Genomic DNA, 14,829 nt, shown 5'->3' on the forward strand with positions numbered 1-14,829 from the left:
CTAGGATGGACTGATTGCTGAAAGCTCGAGCATGGACACTTTGCTCATTCTCCCCTGAAATCAGATTGACGACATTTAAGGTAGAACCAATACAGCTTTCGTAATCTCAACCTTGTCTGGTTCTGAGCAACTCCGAATCTCCGAGAAGCTTCTAGGTCTCTTATCCAGGCCTACCTGAACGTCCAGTTCTGGCCGATTGCTGCCTCTCGTGAAGGGCTGCAACCGGCCGAGGCTGTGTAAAAACGCAGGCGCCGTTTTGAAGGCCTCGCTTCTTGGTTAAATCTGCAGACGTTCGGTTGGTCAGCAGACCTGGATTTTGCTTAGGAGCGTGGTTTTCGCGCCGATTTTGATTGCTGTATCTGCACGAAAGTGTTTTTACACAGCCTCGGCCAAAAGCGGCCCGTTAAAGCGCCTACTAAACTAGGGGCGGCTCAGTGGTCCAGTCATGACAATCGGTGAGTAGAGATAGAGCGCCTTGCAATGCTTTAGCCCACTCATGCTTGCTTTCGGTAATATCCGGGATATCTCAGGATTGCCGAAGGTTAAGAAATGGACGTCATCCAGATGTCGTTATCGCTGCACGACCTTGGCCTCGCCTATCGCAAGGCCAAGGTTGACCTCTACTACTCAACCAACCCGTCGCTGTTCGACATTGCCAACTATGAAGACGACCTGAGCAAAAACCTCACTCGCCTGAAAGAGCAGATCGAAGCGATGAACGAGGATTGGGTGAAAGACCCTGCATTTCTAGGCACTTGGACGCTGGCCCCAAAAGAAATCCAGATTGTGAAAGGAAAGGAGGATCAAAGTCTGATCTTCGCCTCACCGGAAGCCGAGTGGCTAAGCGCGACTGAGGTCGGTAACCACCCCACTGCCGTATTCCGTCTCATGGCCCGCTGCAGCATCGACTTTCACGTGCTGTCATCACTATGGATGATGGAAGTCGGCGATCTCTTCGACAAGCAGCTCAGCAGCAATGTCTTTGGCAGCCGCCTACGCCGTAACCGGCACGATGAGATCAACACGTGGGCCCTTGGATCATTCAAGCCCTATCTCAGACCCTTCCGTGAATGGCGCGACGGTGGCATCAAGGCGATGCGCACAGCCCTGAGCGAGAAGAAAAAAGTATTGGCACTCACAGCCGATGTAAGCAGTTTCTATCACGAGCTAAGCCCCGGTTTTATGCTCGACGATAGCTTCCTCAAATTAGCCAAAATTGAACTGAGCGAATCGCAGTCCAAACTGAACCGCCTGTTCATTTCCGCCTTGTTGGCCTGGGCACAAGAAACGCCACTAGGAAAAGGTTTACCTGTAGGTTTGCCTGCGTCTGCCGTGGTCGCAAACGCAGCGCTAATCAGGCTCGACCAGTTCATCGAGCAACAAGTAGTGCCACTGTATTACGGTCGTTATGTGGACGACATTCTGCTGGTTATGGAAAACGCCAGCAATATCAAAACCACTGAGCAGTTTTGGGAGTGGATCTTCAGTCGTGACGGCGGCAAGGACCTGCTCAAAAAAGATAACGGCAGCATCCTGTTCAAACCTGGATACCTCAAAGAAGACCGCATCGCTTTTGAAAACAGCAAAAACAAGCTGTTCATCCTTGCAGGGTCTGCAGGTACCGCTCTGGTCAACGCCATTTCCGAACAGATCAACCAACGTGCAAGCGAATGGCGCGCGTTACCCGACCTGCCGAATTCGCCCAACACCGTGGCTACGGACTTGCTTAAAGCTACCAACCTTGCTGGAGAGCAAGCAGACAATCTGCGAAAGACCGATGCACTGACGCTGCACCGCGCCGGTTTTGCCCTTAGCCTTCGCAACTACGAAGCCTTCGAACGCGATATCCCCCCGAAGGATTGGCAAGCACACCGCAATGCCTTTTTCGCCGCAGTCATCGAGCATTTGCTCACCCCAGTTAAGTTTTTCGAACTGGCTCAATACCTCCCACGCATCATCCGCATGGCAACCGCCTGTGAAGATTTTGAGTACCTAGACAAAATCATCAATGCACTGGGTGGCCTAATCAATAAAGTAGAGAGCGACTGCACTCTGGCGATCAAAAGCCTGGCTGCTGCCAACGTGCCTGCCGAAGCCCGACATTTATGGAAGCGATCCATCTGGGAAGTGACAGCGCAGAGCATCGTCTCTGCGTTTCCGCCCCGCCTAAGCAAATCGGGGACTACCGCCTGGAAGAACCAAATGACCGGCCATATGGAGAGCCTTGCCTTCGTCATCTGGAATAACTTCTTGGACAGGCCAACGAACATCACCAGCCAGCACATACAGAAGCTTCAAGCTCGGCTGTTCAGCTTCGATCTCGCCCATATCCCCTTGCGCTTTACAGGCTTGCCTCAGGAAATGGTCAGCCAGCGCGGTATTCCACTCCGTAAAAACCTCGCAACTTTTGACGCAGAAGAGCTATTGCCTGACGAGATGACCGACGGCATCGCCACACTGGCGAACTGGCTCAGGCTTAAACGCGGCACCCCGCCTGGACTAACCTTCGCCACTCGCCCATTCAGCCTCAATGAGCTCTACCTCATCGCCCCCACCCCTTTTGCCGCCTCCAGCCGCCAAACACTGGGGTTGGTGGTGCAAGCACTGCGAGGTTTTGAGCTGACCGCGCACAAGATGCCGCACCTCGACAAGAAGCAGGTTTTGCATATCCCGGACGGAGAACCCAATGCCAAACAGACCATCGCTGTGGCCAGTTTGGAAACCAAAGATGAAAGCTTTACCGCCGCCATCATGGGGTTGCCCGATCCGGACGGCCTGCACCGTTACCAGCGCATCAATCGCCTGATCAACGAACTGATCTCTCGGCCTGACGGTGCTGGTTACTTGATCCTCCCGGAAGTGTCTCTACCACCCCAATGGTTTATGCGTATTGCCGACAAGCTAAAGGGCCGTGGCATATCTTTGATCACAGGGGTGGAGTACCTCCACGCACCGAAAAAGTATGTGCGCCACCAGGTTTGGGCTTCGCTAACGCACGACGGTCTGGGGTTCCCTTCGCTGATGCTCTATCGCCAGGATAAACAGCGTCCAGCATTCCATGAGGAGCAAGAACTCTTTCGCCTAGCAGGCCTGCAGATGCAGCCCACTCAAGAGCAACAGTGGCAAAAGCCTCCGGTAATCCAGCATGGCGATTTCCGCTTTGCCATCATGATCTGCAGCGAGCTGACCAATATTCGTTATCGCGCCGCCCTACGCGGTCAGATCGACGCGCTGTTTGTTCCAGAGTGGAACAGCGACACCGACACATTCAACGCACTGGTGGAGTCTGCCGCCCTTGATATTCATGCTTACATCATCCAATGCAACAACCGCCGCTTCGGTGATAGCCGTATCCGTGCACCTTACAAGGAGCGCTGGAAGCGCGACATATTACGAGTCAAGGGAGGTAACCACGACTACTGCATTACAGGTGAAATCGACGTACTGAGCCTGCGTCAGTTCCAGTCCAGCCTCCGCTCGCCAGCCTCAGGTTTCAAGCCTGTGCCAGATGGCTTCAACGAGGACATGGCATCGGATCGGAGAGTATTACCCAAAGGTGCCTAGACCTGACTCGATCAAGCAGGGTTTACTGTTTTTCATCCATGCTGATCCAAAATCGCGCCTAGTTGCGCGGTCACCTCTGAACCTCATATCGGGCAGCAGTGCCTAGCGCAAATACGTCTGCTTTTGGCCGTTCTCTGCCGGTAATGGTCACGAAGCGTGATGGTCAAATCCGATGCAAATGACTGGTCAGGTCGAATGCAAATGGGTGGGCAAGTCAGTGCAATTACCCACTCAGAAAGGGATACCCAGCGTATCTACTGAAACTGGCGACCTTCACTTCCTTGTAAACCCAATTTTTGCACTGTTAATCACGGTAGTTAACAAGGCATAAAAGTGATTTACACGAAGCAATTGCTTCGTTTCCCATTAGAGCCTGGCTCAGGCTTTCATTCCCGACATGTCTCAGACCATCTCATGCGTCAATCTAGCGACGGCCTGCAAGAGCAGGCCGTCGTAGTCCCTTTCTAAGGCTTTCGTGCTGTCAGTCAGTTGAGCAAATGCAACGGCTCGTTGATTAAAACGCCGCTACACCAACCCACCTGCGTACTTAGCCGACCGCGTGACAGACTTTATTCGCAGAGGAACACAGAAAATATTGCCGTTTGGCAGCAGCGACAGACTTTCCAAAGAGATTCTTGGTTTGGATATTTCAGGAATATCAATGCCTCCAGCGGGTTGGTCGCGACAGACTTTATTCTTCAATATCAAATGCGACAAGCAGAAAGCTTTGCATCGACTGGAGCCACTTTTGCGTCGGTGTAGACTGCTGGCATCGAGCCGCAACCCATCAAGGAGAGTGTCGTGGTGTTCAAGGGGAGGTCGTCATGATCGGCGCCGAGCTGCTGTCGTCAGGAAGTCTGACCGTCGGCTGGGCGATTTACGTGCCCATCGTGATCTGGGCGATCTGCCGTGCGCCGTGGGTCGAGGTGTTCAGCGACCGGCGGCGTCAGCATTTGCTGTTTGGCACGGTGTTCGCGCTGTTCATGCTGTGGCTGGTGCGACGGGATTTCGATACTGGCGTGTCGTATCACTTTATCGGCATGACGGCGGTGACGTTGTTGCTGGACTGGCCGCTGGCGATTGTCGGCGCGCTGGTGGCGCAACTGGGGTTGGTGTTCCTCGGGCGTCAGGACCTGGCGGCTGTCGGGGTGAATGGCTCATTGCTGATCCTGCTGCCGGTGCTGGTGACGGAATGCTGCGCGATTCTGGTGGAACGTGCCCAGCCGCGTAACCCCTTTGTGTATATCTTCGTTTCCGGTTTCTTTGCAGCGGCGCTGTCGGCGTTGCTCTGTCTGCTGCTGGGGTTGTGGTTGCTGTGGTACGACGAGATTTTCGCCATGCCGTACTGGCTCGAAGACTTCGTCGGCTATCTCTGGTTGATCATCTTTCCCGAGGCGTTCATCAACGGCATGGTGATCAGCGCGCTGGTGGTGTTTTGCCCCGAGTGGCTGGAGACGTTCAACCGCACCCGTTACCTTTCGGCGCCCTGGAAAGACGACGATCCCAAATCTTGATCCACATCAAACCCATAATGGGCTGACGCTTCCATGCTCTGGAAAACCTTCAGGAGCATCGAAATGAGTGTCTACGAGTGGGCAAGGCAAGAGTTGCGTCACAGTCTGGATGCGGCGCAAGAGGTGGGGTTCGATCCGGGGTTGAGCCTGCGCGCCTTGCTCAGCGCGGTGGTGCAGCAGAGCAAGACGGTGCGCAGTGTCGAGGATCTGGCGGATGAGTTGCAGTTTCTCGCCGAGAACCTCGATGACGGTCAGGACTACGGCTTTATGCGGCCCTGATGCGCCGGCTTCAGTGACGCGGGTCGAAATCTTCGCTGAACAGTTCGTCCTCGGCATCCGGGCTCACCGGAATCTTGTGTTCTTCCGACGCCCAGGCCCCCAGGTCGATCAGTTTGCAACGGTCCGAACAGAACGGCCGGAAGGTGCTCTCAGGGGTCCATTCGACTGGGGCGCCGCAGGTTGGGCATTCGACGGTTGGGACTGGGCTCATGACTGGCCTCCACGCAAAGTAAGGTAAAAGTGATGCAGGCGTTCGACCTCGCTGTGCAACCAGGCGAGGTCGCGGTCGTTGACCACCACATCGTCGGCATGGCTCACGCGATCCTGGCGACTGGACTGGGCCTTGAGGATCGCCTGGACCTGTTGTTCGCTGGTCTGGTCACGCTGCAGGGTGCGTTCGATCTGCAGTTGTTCCGGGGCGTCGATCACCAGCACCCGTTGGGTCATGGCGTACTGCCCGGACTCGATCAGCAGCGGCGACACCAGAATCGCGTAAGGCGATTGAGCCTTGGCCAGATGATCGACGATCTCCGTGGCGATCAGCGGATGCAGTAACGCTTCGAGCCAGCGGCGTTCTTCCGGGACTTCGAAGATCAGTTTGCGCAACGCCGCGCGATCCAGTTGGCCATCGGCCTGCAACACGCCGGGGCCGAAGTGCTCGACGATCTTCGCCAGTGCCGGACGACCGGGTTCAACCACCCAGCGCGCGGCATGATCGGCGTCCACCACGTGCACGCCGAGGTCGATAAAGTGCTGGGCCGCCGCGCTTTTGCCGCTGCCGATGCCGCCGGTCAGGCCGAGAATCCAGGGTTTTTCCACAGGGGTATTCATTTCAAACCGACAAACTGCCAATAGAAGTCGGTTATTTGACCACCCCAGAGCAAGGCAATCCAGCCGGCAATCGCCAGATAGGGACCGAAGGGGATCGGCGTCGAGGTTTTCGCGTCCCGCAGGCGCAACAAAATCATCCCGAGAATGGCCCCCACCAGCGATGACAGCAGGATCGTCAGCGGCAATATCTGCCAGCCGCCCCAGGCCCCCAGCATCGCCAGCAGCTTGAAATCGCCGTGACCGATGCCGTCCTTGCCGGTGATCAGCTTGAACAGCCAGAACACCGACCACAGCGCCATATAACCGGCCACTGCGCCCCACACGGCATCGTGCAGCGGCACGAACAGCTCGAAGCCGTTGACGATCAGCCCCAGCCACAACAGCGGCAACACCAACACATCGGGCAGCAACTGATGCTCGGCATCGATCAGGCTCATGGCCAACAGGCCCCACGTCAACACCAGCATCAGGCCGGCGGGCCAGCCGAAACCGAAATGCCAGGCGATAAACGCCGAGAGCAGACCGCAGGCCAGTTCGGTCAGCGGGTAGCGCAGGCTGATCGGTGCCGCGCAGTTCGAGCAGCGACCGCGCAACAACAGAAAACTCAGTAGCGGGATGTTTTCCCAGGCGCGAATCTTGTGGCCGCAGTGCGGGCACTGGGAATGGGGCAGCATCAGGTTATAAGTCGGCAGGGGTGTCTCGGACGGCAGGCCCAGGACATCGTGGGCCTGTGTGCGCCATTCCCGTTCGAGCATTTTCGGCAGGCGCCAGATCACTACGTTGAGAAAACTGCCAATCACCAGGCCGAGCACCAGCGCGGTGATCACAAAGGCCAAGGGATAGAGCGTCAGGTAATCGTTCAAGGGCATGTCAGATCGCTGAGCCGAGTTGGAAAATGGGCAGGTACATGGCAACCACCAGACCGCCGACCACAACACCCAGCACCACCATGATGAACGGCTCCATCAGGCTGGTGAGGTTGTCGACCATGTTGTCCACTTCGTCCTCGTAGAAACTGGCGACCTTGTCGAGCATGTCGTCCAGGGCGCCGGATTCTTCGCCAATGGCCGCCATCTGGATCGCCATGTTCGGGAACACCCCGGAGGTGCGCATGGCGAAATTCAACTGCATGCCGGTCGAGACGTCCTGCCGGATACGCAGGACTGCACGCTTGAACACGATATTGCCGGTGGCGCCGGCCACCGACTCCAGCGCATCCACCAGCGGCACCCCGGCGGCGAAGGTGGTCGACAGGGTGCGGGCGTAACGGGCAACGGCGGATTTGTACATCAGCGCCCCCACCAACGGCAGTTTCAACAGCCAGGTGTCCATCCGGTCGCGAAAGGATTGCGACTTTTTCATGGCGTGACGAAAACCGAAGATCGCCGCGATCAGCACGCCGAGCATCACCCACCACCATTGCTGCATGAACTCCGACAGACCGATCACCATCAAGGTGAAGCTCGGCAATTCGGCGCCAAAGCCTGCGAACACCGTTTTGAACTGCGGCACCACTTTGACCAGCAAAATCCCGGTGACGATGATCGCGACAAACACCACGGCCAGCGGGTAGGTCATGGCTTTCTTGATCTTGGCCTTGAGCTTTTCACTCTTTTCCTTATAGGTGGCCACTCGATCCAGCAACGTATCCAGGGCGCCGGCCTGTTCGCCGGCATCCACCAGGTTGCAGTACAACTCATCGAAATACTGCGGCTTTTTGCGCAGGGAAGCGGCGAAGCTGTTGCCCGCCGCGACTTCCTGTTTCACCTCATCCACCAGTTTGCGCATGGCCGGGTTGTCGAAGCCTTCGCCGATGATGTCGAACGACTGCAGCAACGGCACGCCGGCTTTCATCATGGTCGCCATCTGCCGGGTGAACAGGGAGATTTCCTGGGCCTTGATGCGTTTGCCGAAGCTGAAAATCGAGGCGGATTTCTTGCGCACCTTGCCGGGGTTGATACCTTGCTTGCGCAACTGCGCCTTGATCAGTGCCGGATTCTGACCGCTCAACTCGCCGGTCATTTTCGTGCCTTTCTTGTCCGTGCCTTCCCAGGCATACACGCTGATTTTTGCTGCCTTGACCGCCATGTTCAGTCCTTGGTGACCCGGTTGATTTCTTCCAGGCTGGTGATGCCTTGCATGGCCTTGATCAGGCCCGACGTACGCAGATCGTTGAAACCGTCCTTGCGCATCTGGGTGTCGATTTCCAGTGAGTTGCCTTCGGCCATTATCAGCCGTTGCAGCTCGGGGGTGTTCTTCACCACTTCATAAATCCCGATTCGCCCCTTGTAACCGTTGTTGCAGTGCTCACAACCGACCGGCTCATAGATCGTGAACGAGCCGATGCGTTCCTCGGGGAAGCCTTCCTTGAGCAGCGCTTCCCGGGGGATTTCGATAGGCGCCTTGCAGTGACTGCACAGCTTGCGCGCCAGGCGCTGGGCGATGATCAGGCTGACCGACGTGGCGATGTTGAAGCCCGGGATGCCCATGTTGTGCAGGCGGGTCAGGGTTTCCGACGCGCTGTTGGTGTGCAGGGTCGATAGCACCAAGTGCCCGGTCTGGGCGGCTTTTATGGCGATTTCTGCCGTTTCGAGGTCGCGGATTTCGCCGACCATGATCACGTCCGGGTCCTGACGCAGGAACGAGCGCAACGCCTGGGCAAAATCCAGCCCCTGCTTGGGATTGACGTTGACCTGGTTGACGCCTTCCATGTTGATCTCCACCGGGTCTTCGGCGGTGGAGATGTTGATGTCGACGGTGTTGAGGATATTCAGCCCGGTGTAGAGCGACACGGTTTTGCCCGAGCCGGTGGGGCCGGTGACCAGGATCATCCCTTGGGGCTGCTTGAGCGCGGCCATGAACAGGGCTTTCTGTTCGGGTTCGTAGCCGAGGGCGTCGATGCCCATTTGCGCGCTGGACGGGTCGAGAATCCGGATCACCACTTTCTCGCCCCACAGGGTCGGCAGGGTGTTGACCCGGAAGTCGATGGATTTGGTCTTGGACAAGCGCATCTTGATCCGCCCGTCCTGGGGCCGGCGTCGCTCGGAGATGTCGAGGCTTGCCATGACTTTGAGCCGTGCTGCGATGCGGCTGGCCAGTTGACTCGGCGGCTTGGCGACTTCGCGCAAGATACCGTCAGTGCGCATTCTTACCCGGTAGGTTTTTTCATAGGGTTCGAAATGCAGGTCGGAGGAGCCGCTTTTGATCGCGTCGAGCAGCATCTTGTGGACGAAGCGCACCACGGGCGCGTCATCGGCGTCTTGCCCGGCGATGGCATCCTGGTTTTTGTCGTCGACTGCCTCGATGTCCAGACCATCAAGGTCTATGTCGGCCATTTCTTCCAGGCCGGTGGCGTGGCTGTCGAAGAATTTTTCGATGGCATCGCTGAGCTTGTCGTCTTCGACCAGGATTGCTTCGGTGCTCAGCCCGGTGCTGAACTGGATGTCGTTGATCGCTTGATGGTTGGTCGGGTCGGAAATCCCCACGAACAGTTTGTTACCGCGTCGCCACAGGGGCAGGGCGTGATGCTGGCGAACCAGTTTCTCGCTGACCAGGCCTTTGGGCTGGGTTTCCTTGTCCAGGCAATTGAGGTCAAGCAAGGCCATGCCGAAGTGCTCGGAAGCAATCTCCGCGACCTGCCGGCTCTTTACCAGTTTGTTCTGGACCAGATAGCTGACCAGGGAAATGCGATTGCGTTGGGCTTGCTGATACGCCTGTTGCGCGCTTTTGTCAGTGAGCAGTTCGGCCAGGACCAATTGCTTGGCCAGACCGCTAAGGGCGATGTCGTTCATGGGCATTCCGGACGCAGACAGTTCATGACTTATAGCCTAGTCAAGGGATGCAGCGAAACCAGGAGGCTTCAGGTGACAAAAAGTGTCAGATAGTGCGGATGCTGGGGGTCGGAAGCGGCGCTGCTGTCGAACCGCGCCCCGTGGACAGGGGCTGTAGGGTTTGGCATGGACCCTGCTGGGGCTTATTCAGATCATGAGATTCCGACTCATGCACGGAGCTTGTCTATGAATAGTCAAAAAGGTTTTACCCTCATCGAGCTGTTGATTGTGGTCGCGATCATTGGGATTCTGGCGACGTTTGCGCTGCCGGCCTATAGCAAATACCAGGCGCGGGCTAAGGTCACGGCGGGTCTCGCTGAGATCAGCGCGTTGAAAGTACCGTTCGAGGATGTCATCAATCAGGGTACTGCCCCGACGTTAGCGCTGATAACAGGTGGTACGGCGACTACAACCTCAAACTGCACGCTCACTGCTTCCGGTACTCCAGCGGATGGTGCCGGAACAATCACTTGTACGATCCTCAGTGCTCCGGCCCCGGTATTGGGTAAAACCATCACGCTGACTCGGACTGCGGCGACGGGTTGGGCGTGCACGACCACCGTAGCAGCTGACTTCTCGCCTAAAGGCTGCACTGCCTCCGGTTGACAGTTCAGTTGACCGAAGCCTCGTTTGCAAAGACGAGGCTTTTTTTTGTGAGCTCAAAACCATGTTCTTTCATTACCTGGCGAGCGCGCGAGTACAAGCGGTGAAACTTCACAAAATTCATGGCCTTAGGCCCACGCTAAAACCGGCATCTTGCATGTCGATAATCCGCAACTCATGCAATTTGCATGATTGCGGGATTTTCAGTATTTCCTAACTTATTGTTTTATAAGGGTTTATCACTCGTCTCAAGGTTGGCACAGCGTTCGCAATATACCCAGTAACCCTGCTGAGAAGACACGCAGCAGACTTTATAGAAAAACAGGAGTTACTCGTATGAAGAAGTTCGCTATCGCTACTGCTACCGCGCTGACCCTGACCATGGCCGGTGCAGCATTTGCTCAAACCACCACCACTACCCAGACCCCGATGACTCTGGCGGCTGGTGAAATGACCAAGGCTAAAGAAACCACTTCCGATACCTGGATCACTACCAAAGTCAAAAGCGACCTGGTCACCGAAAAAGGCATCCCGGGTACCGACATCAAAGTAGAAACCAACAAAGGTGTTGTGTCGCTGTCGTCGACTGTAGCGATCACCGAAGCTCAGAAGACCACCGCTGTTGCCATCACCAAGAAAATCAAAGGCGTCAAAGCGGTCTCCGCTGATGGCCTGAAAGCCGAGTAAGGCAAGACTTCTCGCCTGGACCGGGAGAAGGCGTGGCAGACGAGCCGGGCAATACGTCTGCCGCCTCTGGAGAGTTCATGCGAAAGGCCACAAGGATGTGGCCATTACAGGCCTCCGGCATTCGTGTCGGGGGCCTGTTCTATTGTGGGCAGCGCAAAAGCAAAAGATCGCAGCCTTCGGCAGCTCCTACAGGTGTACTCATTGCTCTGTAGGAGCTGCCGAAGGCTGCGATCTGTTGATCTTCAATTACCGCGCTTGCTGGTGATCTCTCTCAACCGGTTACCCTCAAACCGCAAGTACTGATACATCCCGCCGTTCGGCCCGTAAGTCCATTCCTCGACCTGAAACTCTTCCCGGCGGTTGGCGCTTTTTTTGTAGCCCAGCAGATCGCGGCTGACCGGTTCTCCGCATTTTTGCAGCACCTCGCTGGACCGGTCCCCCACGCTGACCAGTTGACTGCCACAACGCAGGGTATCGGCTGCGCTGGCCTGACTGGCCGCCATCGCCAGCGCCAGGCCGATCAGCACGTTTCGGATCATCATTCGGCGTCCAGGTGCAGCGGCGTAATCACCCGACCGTCACTTTCCGCTTCGCCGAGGTTGGCGTCGATGAAGTACACGCGGTCATCGGCCATTTGTGCCTTGTCCACCAGGAAGTCCTTGATGCTGCTGGCCCGATCCTGGCCCAGTTGACGCAATAGCACGTCGCTGGAACTCCAGAACTTGATCACGTCGGCGCGCATTTTGGCGGTGCGTTCTTCCTTGCCCAGATCCTTCCATTCAGCCGGCGGCTGAGTCTTCAGGCGCGTGCGGTAAATCCCCTCCAGCAACGGCCCCTTTTCGCCGTCGGGCACTTGCAGCAAAGATGCCTGGGCCGGGACTTTGTCGCCGCGACGCTGGAGCATCTTGTAGTAGTTGTATTGGTATTCGCGTTCCAGGCGTTGCTCGGCGATCAATGGGCCGTCGCTGCTTTGTGCGGCGGTGCCTTCGATTTCCAGGCGCAGGGCCGGACGCTCCTTGAGTGCGCCGGAGAGCTTGACCAGCGAGGCTTCGGCGTCTTTGCTCAGGTCACTTGAGCCGGGTGCAAACGACACCGTCCCCAGGTCTTCCGAACCGCCGCCGCTGATCAAGCCGCCGATCATTTTGAACGGCGCGGCGGCAGCCTTGACGATCAGGTTGCGCAAGGTCTGCCAGACAATCGGCATCACACTGAATTGCGGGTTGTTCAGGTCGCCGGTCACCGGCAACTCGATGGAAATCTTGCCGTCGACGTCCTTGAGCAAGGCAATCGCCAGTTTCAGCGGCAGGCTCGTGGCATCCGGGCTGTCGACTTTTTCACCGAGTTGCAGTTGCTCGACCACCACTTTGTTTTCGGCTTTGAGCTGGCCCTTGGTGATCAGGTAATGCAGATCGAGATTGAGCCGGCCCTTGCGGATGCGGTAACCGGCGAACTTGCCGGAGTAGGGCGTCAAGGTGGTCAGTTCCACGCGTTTGAAACTGGTGGCGATGTCGAGGCTGGCCATCGGGTCGAACGGGTTGACCGCGCCTTTGATGGTGACCGGCGCATAGCGGTCGACCTTGCCCTTGACGTCGACAGTCGCCGGTTTCGCCTGGCGGCTGTCGATGGTGCCGATCGCCCCGTTGAGCTCTTGAACCGCCGTGGCGAAGTTTGGGGTCAGGCTGAAGTCAGCGAAGTTCGCCGAGCCATCATTGATCGCGATGCCGCCGATGTGGATGCCCATCGGTTTGTCTTTGCCGGCCGCCGGTTTCGCGGCAGCGGTTTTAGCGCCGGAGTCGGGCGGTTGCGGGATCAGCAGGTCATCGACGTTGGTGGTGCGGTCATCGTTGATCATGAAGCGCACGTAAGGCTGGAACAGGTTGACCTTGTCGATCGACAGGCTGTCGCCATGCTGATAGTTCAGGCCTTCGAGCACCAGTTGTTGCCACTTGAGGAAGTCGCGGGTCTTCAGGGTGTCGAGGGTGTGCAGTTGATCGACCTGGGCGCGACCGGTCACGCTGAACGCCAGCGGGTCGGTGCTTTTCAGATCAACCGCCAGGTCACTGCCGAGCATGCCGCTGCGCAGTTCCAGGCGAATGAACGGGGTGATGTAGGACTGGGCGACCCGCAGGTCGATGTCCTTGGTCTGTACTTTAAGCCTGGCACTGACCGGCGCCAGATTGACCTGGCCGTCTGCGGTGACTTTGCCTTGCTTGCCCACGCCGGTGTCGAGCTTGAGGGTGAAAGGCGAGCCATTGAGGCTGTCGAAATTTTGCAGGTCGAGGTTCAGCGGGCCGACTTCCAGCGCCACCGCCGGTTGTGCCTTACGGTCGGCCAGGTGCACCTGGTAATTGCGCAGTTGCACGTCTTTGAGCAGCACCTGCCACGGTTTGCCTGGTGGCGTCGGTTCAGGTTTTGGCGAGTCGGCGGCTGCTGGCGTGGCTGCCGGTTCGGCTTTGGCCTTGACCGCTGCTTTGGATGGCTGGCTGGCGAACAGTTTCTGCCAGTCCAGTTGCCCATCGGCTTCCAGGGCGGCCCAGGTTTCGAGTTTGTTGCTGCGGATCTTGCCGACGACGACTTGCTGCTTGGCCAGGTCGACGGTGGTGTCGCTGACGTCCAGCCGTTCAAGTTTCACCAGTGGCCGACCATCCGGCGCGTTGATGGCAAACGGCGCGACACTGACCGCAACGTTGCTCAGCAGCAGTTCGGTTTCCTTGGCGAGGTTAAGTTTGTAGTCGGTGCTCAGGTTCAGCACGCCGTTTTCCAGGGCCAGCGGCAGCGCGTCACGGACGTACGGCCACCAGACTTTCATCTGGCCGTCGGTGACTTTCAACTTACCTTCGGAGGCGATCGGGATCAGGCTGAAATTGCCCGTCCAGTCGATTTGCCCACCGGCCGGGCCGGCCGCGACCAGGGTCATGTCGGCGTTGTCGTCGGGCAGGGTGCTGAGGTTTTTCAGCTCGAAATCGAGTTTGTCGTAAAGAAATTCGATGGGCTCGCTGGGACGTGCATCTTCAAAGTGCACATAACCGCCGGCCAGTTTGATGCGCTCGACCCGCAACGGGAAAGGCTTGGCATTCGGGTCGGCCGGGGTCGGTTCGCTGGCGGGCAGTTTGAACAGGCCGAGCAGGTTGAGTTTGCCGTCCTTGCCGAACAGGATTTCCGTCTTGGGCTTGTCCAGCTCGATGTCGGACAGGTGCAGCGCCTTGGTCCAGAGACTGTCGATCTGCAGGTTGGCGTAAAGCCGTTCGAAGCCGACCTGTTCCTTGCCCGGCTCACCGATGACCAGGCCCCACAGGGTCACTTCAAGGCTGAAGGGATTGAGTTCGATCCGCTGGATATGGGCGGGCGTCGTGGCGTAATTGGCCAACTGCTGGTTGGCGATCCGCAAGGCAATGCCCGGCAAAATCAGAAACCCCAGCAGGCTGTAGAGGGCCAGAGCAGTCAACAGGGCGCCGATAGCGCGAATCAATCCTTTGGGCATGTGCGGCTTCATTTGTCTGATCGGAGTGCCTTGGAGTATG

12 protein-coding genes are annotated in these 14,829 nt (G+C 57.4%); 5 read left to right on the plus strand and 7 right to left on the minus strand.

The window, feature by feature from the left end; all coding sequences use genetic code 11:
- The first annotated feature begins 549 nt into the window (after positions 1-549).
- The 3 genes from V5E99_RS27230 to V5E99_RS27240 all read left to right on the plus strand — a co-directional run bounded on the left by V5E99_RS27230 (position 550) and on the right by V5E99_RS27240 (position 5,357).
- A complete protein-coding gene (locus V5E99_RS27230) occupies positions 550-3,564 on the plus strand; it encodes an RNA-directed DNA polymerase (RefSeq protein WP_499805405.1) in 3,015 nt (1,004 codons plus the stop codon).
- 824 nt (positions 3,565-4,388) lie between these two features.
- Positions 4,389-5,078, plus strand: a complete 690-nt coding sequence (locus V5E99_RS27235; protein ID WP_499805407.1) for an energy-coupling factor ABC transporter permease — start codon at positions 4,389-4,391, stop codon at positions 5,076-5,078.
- Positions 5,079-5,141: 63 nt separating this feature from the next.
- A complete protein-coding gene (locus V5E99_RS27240; RefSeq protein WP_499805408.1) occupies positions 5,142-5,357 on the plus strand; it encodes a hypothetical protein in 216 nt (71 codons plus the stop codon).
- A 10-nt stretch (positions 5,358-5,367) separates the two neighbouring features.
- Here the strand turns inward: V5E99_RS27240 and yacG are convergent, their stop codons facing one another.
- Genes yacG through pilB form a run of 5 tightly spaced genes read right to left on the minus strand, consistent with a single transcriptional unit; the run spans position 5,368 to position 9,979 of the window.
- The gene (gene yacG, locus V5E99_RS27245) at positions 5,368-5,568 is read right to left on the minus strand and encodes a DNA gyrase inhibitor YacG (protein WP_499805409.1); all 201 of its coding nucleotides are present in this window, start codon (positions 5,566-5,568) and stop codon (positions 5,368-5,370) included.
- Positions 5,565-6,176, minus strand: coding sequence for a dephospho-CoA kinase (gene coaE / locus V5E99_RS27250; protein WP_499805411.1), 612 nt, complete (start codon positions 6,174-6,176; stop codon positions 5,565-5,567). Before coaE ends, yacG begins: the two co-directional genes overlap by 4 nt.
- A gap of 8 nt (positions 6,177-6,184) precedes the next feature.
- Positions 6,185-7,057: a prepilin peptidase gene (locus tag V5E99_RS27255; RefSeq protein ID WP_499805412.1), complete on the minus strand. Its 873-nt coding sequence runs from the start codon at positions 7,055-7,057 to the stop codon at positions 6,185-6,187.
- 1 nt (position 7,058) lies between these two features.
- Entirely contained in the window at positions 7,059-8,276 is a 1,218-nt protein-coding gene (locus tag V5E99_RS27260; RefSeq protein ID WP_499805413.1) for a type II secretion system F family protein, read from the minus strand.
- A 2-nt stretch (positions 8,277-8,278) separates the two neighbouring features.
- Entirely contained in the window at positions 8,279-9,979 is a 1,701-nt protein-coding gene (pilB, locus tag V5E99_RS27265) for a type IV-A pilus assembly ATPase PilB (protein WP_499805414.1), read from the minus strand.
- 225 nt (positions 9,980-10,204) lie between these two features.
- On the opposite strand from pilB, the gene V5E99_RS27270 reads away from it, so the two are divergent.
- Both V5E99_RS27270 and V5E99_RS27275 read left to right on the plus strand, forming a co-directional pair.
- Entirely contained in the window at positions 10,205-10,624 is a 420-nt protein-coding gene (locus V5E99_RS27270) for a pilin (protein ID WP_499805415.1), read from the plus strand.
- A 333-nt stretch (positions 10,625-10,957) separates the two neighbouring features.
- The gene (locus V5E99_RS27275; RefSeq protein WP_499805416.1) at positions 10,958-11,308 is read left to right on the plus strand and encodes a BON domain-containing protein; all 351 of its coding nucleotides are present in this window, start codon (positions 10,958-10,960) and stop codon (positions 11,306-11,308) included.
- Positions 11,309-11,550: 242 nt separating this feature from the next.
- Here the strand turns inward: V5E99_RS27275 and V5E99_RS27280 are convergent, their stop codons facing one another.
- Positions 11,551-11,850 (minus strand): DUF2845 domain-containing protein, encoded by a 300-nt coding sequence (locus tag V5E99_RS27280; protein WP_499805417.1) that lies wholly within the window; start codon positions 11,848-11,850, stop codon positions 11,551-11,553.
- Positions 11,847-14,789 carry a DUF748 domain-containing protein gene (locus tag V5E99_RS27285; protein WP_499805418.1) on the minus strand — a complete coding sequence of 981 codons (2,943 nt, stop codon included), beginning with the start codon at positions 14,787-14,789 and terminating at the stop codon, positions 11,847-11,849. The genes V5E99_RS27280 and V5E99_RS27285 overlap by 4 nt, the downstream gene beginning before the upstream one ends.
- Between the last annotated feature and the right edge of the window lie 40 nt (positions 14,790-14,829).

The sequence above is a fragment of the Janthinobacterium sp. LPB2021202312-11-4 genome (genome assembly GCF_037049705.1).
Classification (GTDB): Bacteria; Pseudomonadota; Gammaproteobacteria; order Pseudomonadales; family Pseudomonadaceae; genus Aquipseudomonas.

What these genes read in the sequence shown, in the direction of transcription:
- V5E99_RS27230 (WP_499805405.1), top strand. Translation starts at nt 550, where the DNA reads ATGGACGTCATCCAGATGTCGTTATCGCTGCACGACCTTGGCCTCGCC.
- V5E99_RS27235 (WP_499805407.1), top strand. Translation starts at nt 4,389, where the DNA reads ATGATCGGCGCCGAGCTGCTGTCGTCAGGAAGTCTGACCGTCGGCTGG.
- V5E99_RS27240 (WP_499805408.1), top strand. Translation starts at nt 5,142, where the DNA reads ATGAGTGTCTACGAGTGGGCAAGGCAAGAGTTGCGTCACAGTCTGGAT.
- yacG (WP_499805409.1), bottom strand. Translation starts at nt 5,568, where the DNA reads ATGAGCCCAGTCCCAACCGTCGAATGCCCAACCTGCGGCGCCCCAGTC.
- V5E99_RS27255 (WP_499805412.1), bottom strand. Translation starts at nt 7,057, where the DNA reads ATGCCCTTGAACGATTACCTGACGCTCTATCCCTTGGCCTTTGTGATC.
- V5E99_RS27260 (WP_499805413.1), bottom strand. Translation starts at nt 8,276, where the DNA reads ATGGCGGTCAAGGCAGCAAAAATCAGCGTGTATGCCTGGGAAGGCACG.
- pilB (WP_499805414.1), bottom strand. Translation starts at nt 9,979, where the DNA reads ATGAACGACATCGCCCTTAGCGGTCTGGCCAAGCAATTGGTCCTGGCC.
- V5E99_RS27270 (WP_499805415.1), top strand. Translation starts at nt 10,205, where the DNA reads ATGAATAGTCAAAAAGGTTTTACCCTCATCGAGCTGTTGATTGTGGTC.
- V5E99_RS27275 (WP_499805416.1), top strand. Translation starts at nt 10,958, where the DNA reads ATGAAGAAGTTCGCTATCGCTACTGCTACCGCGCTGACCCTGACCATG.
- V5E99_RS27280 (WP_499805417.1), bottom strand. Translation starts at nt 11,850, where the DNA reads ATGATGATCCGAAACGTGCTGATCGGCCTGGCGCTGGCGATGGCGGCC.
- V5E99_RS27285 (WP_499805418.1), bottom strand. Translation starts at nt 14,789, where the DNA reads ATGCCCAAAGGATTGATTCGCGCTATCGGCGCCCTGTTGACTGCTCTG.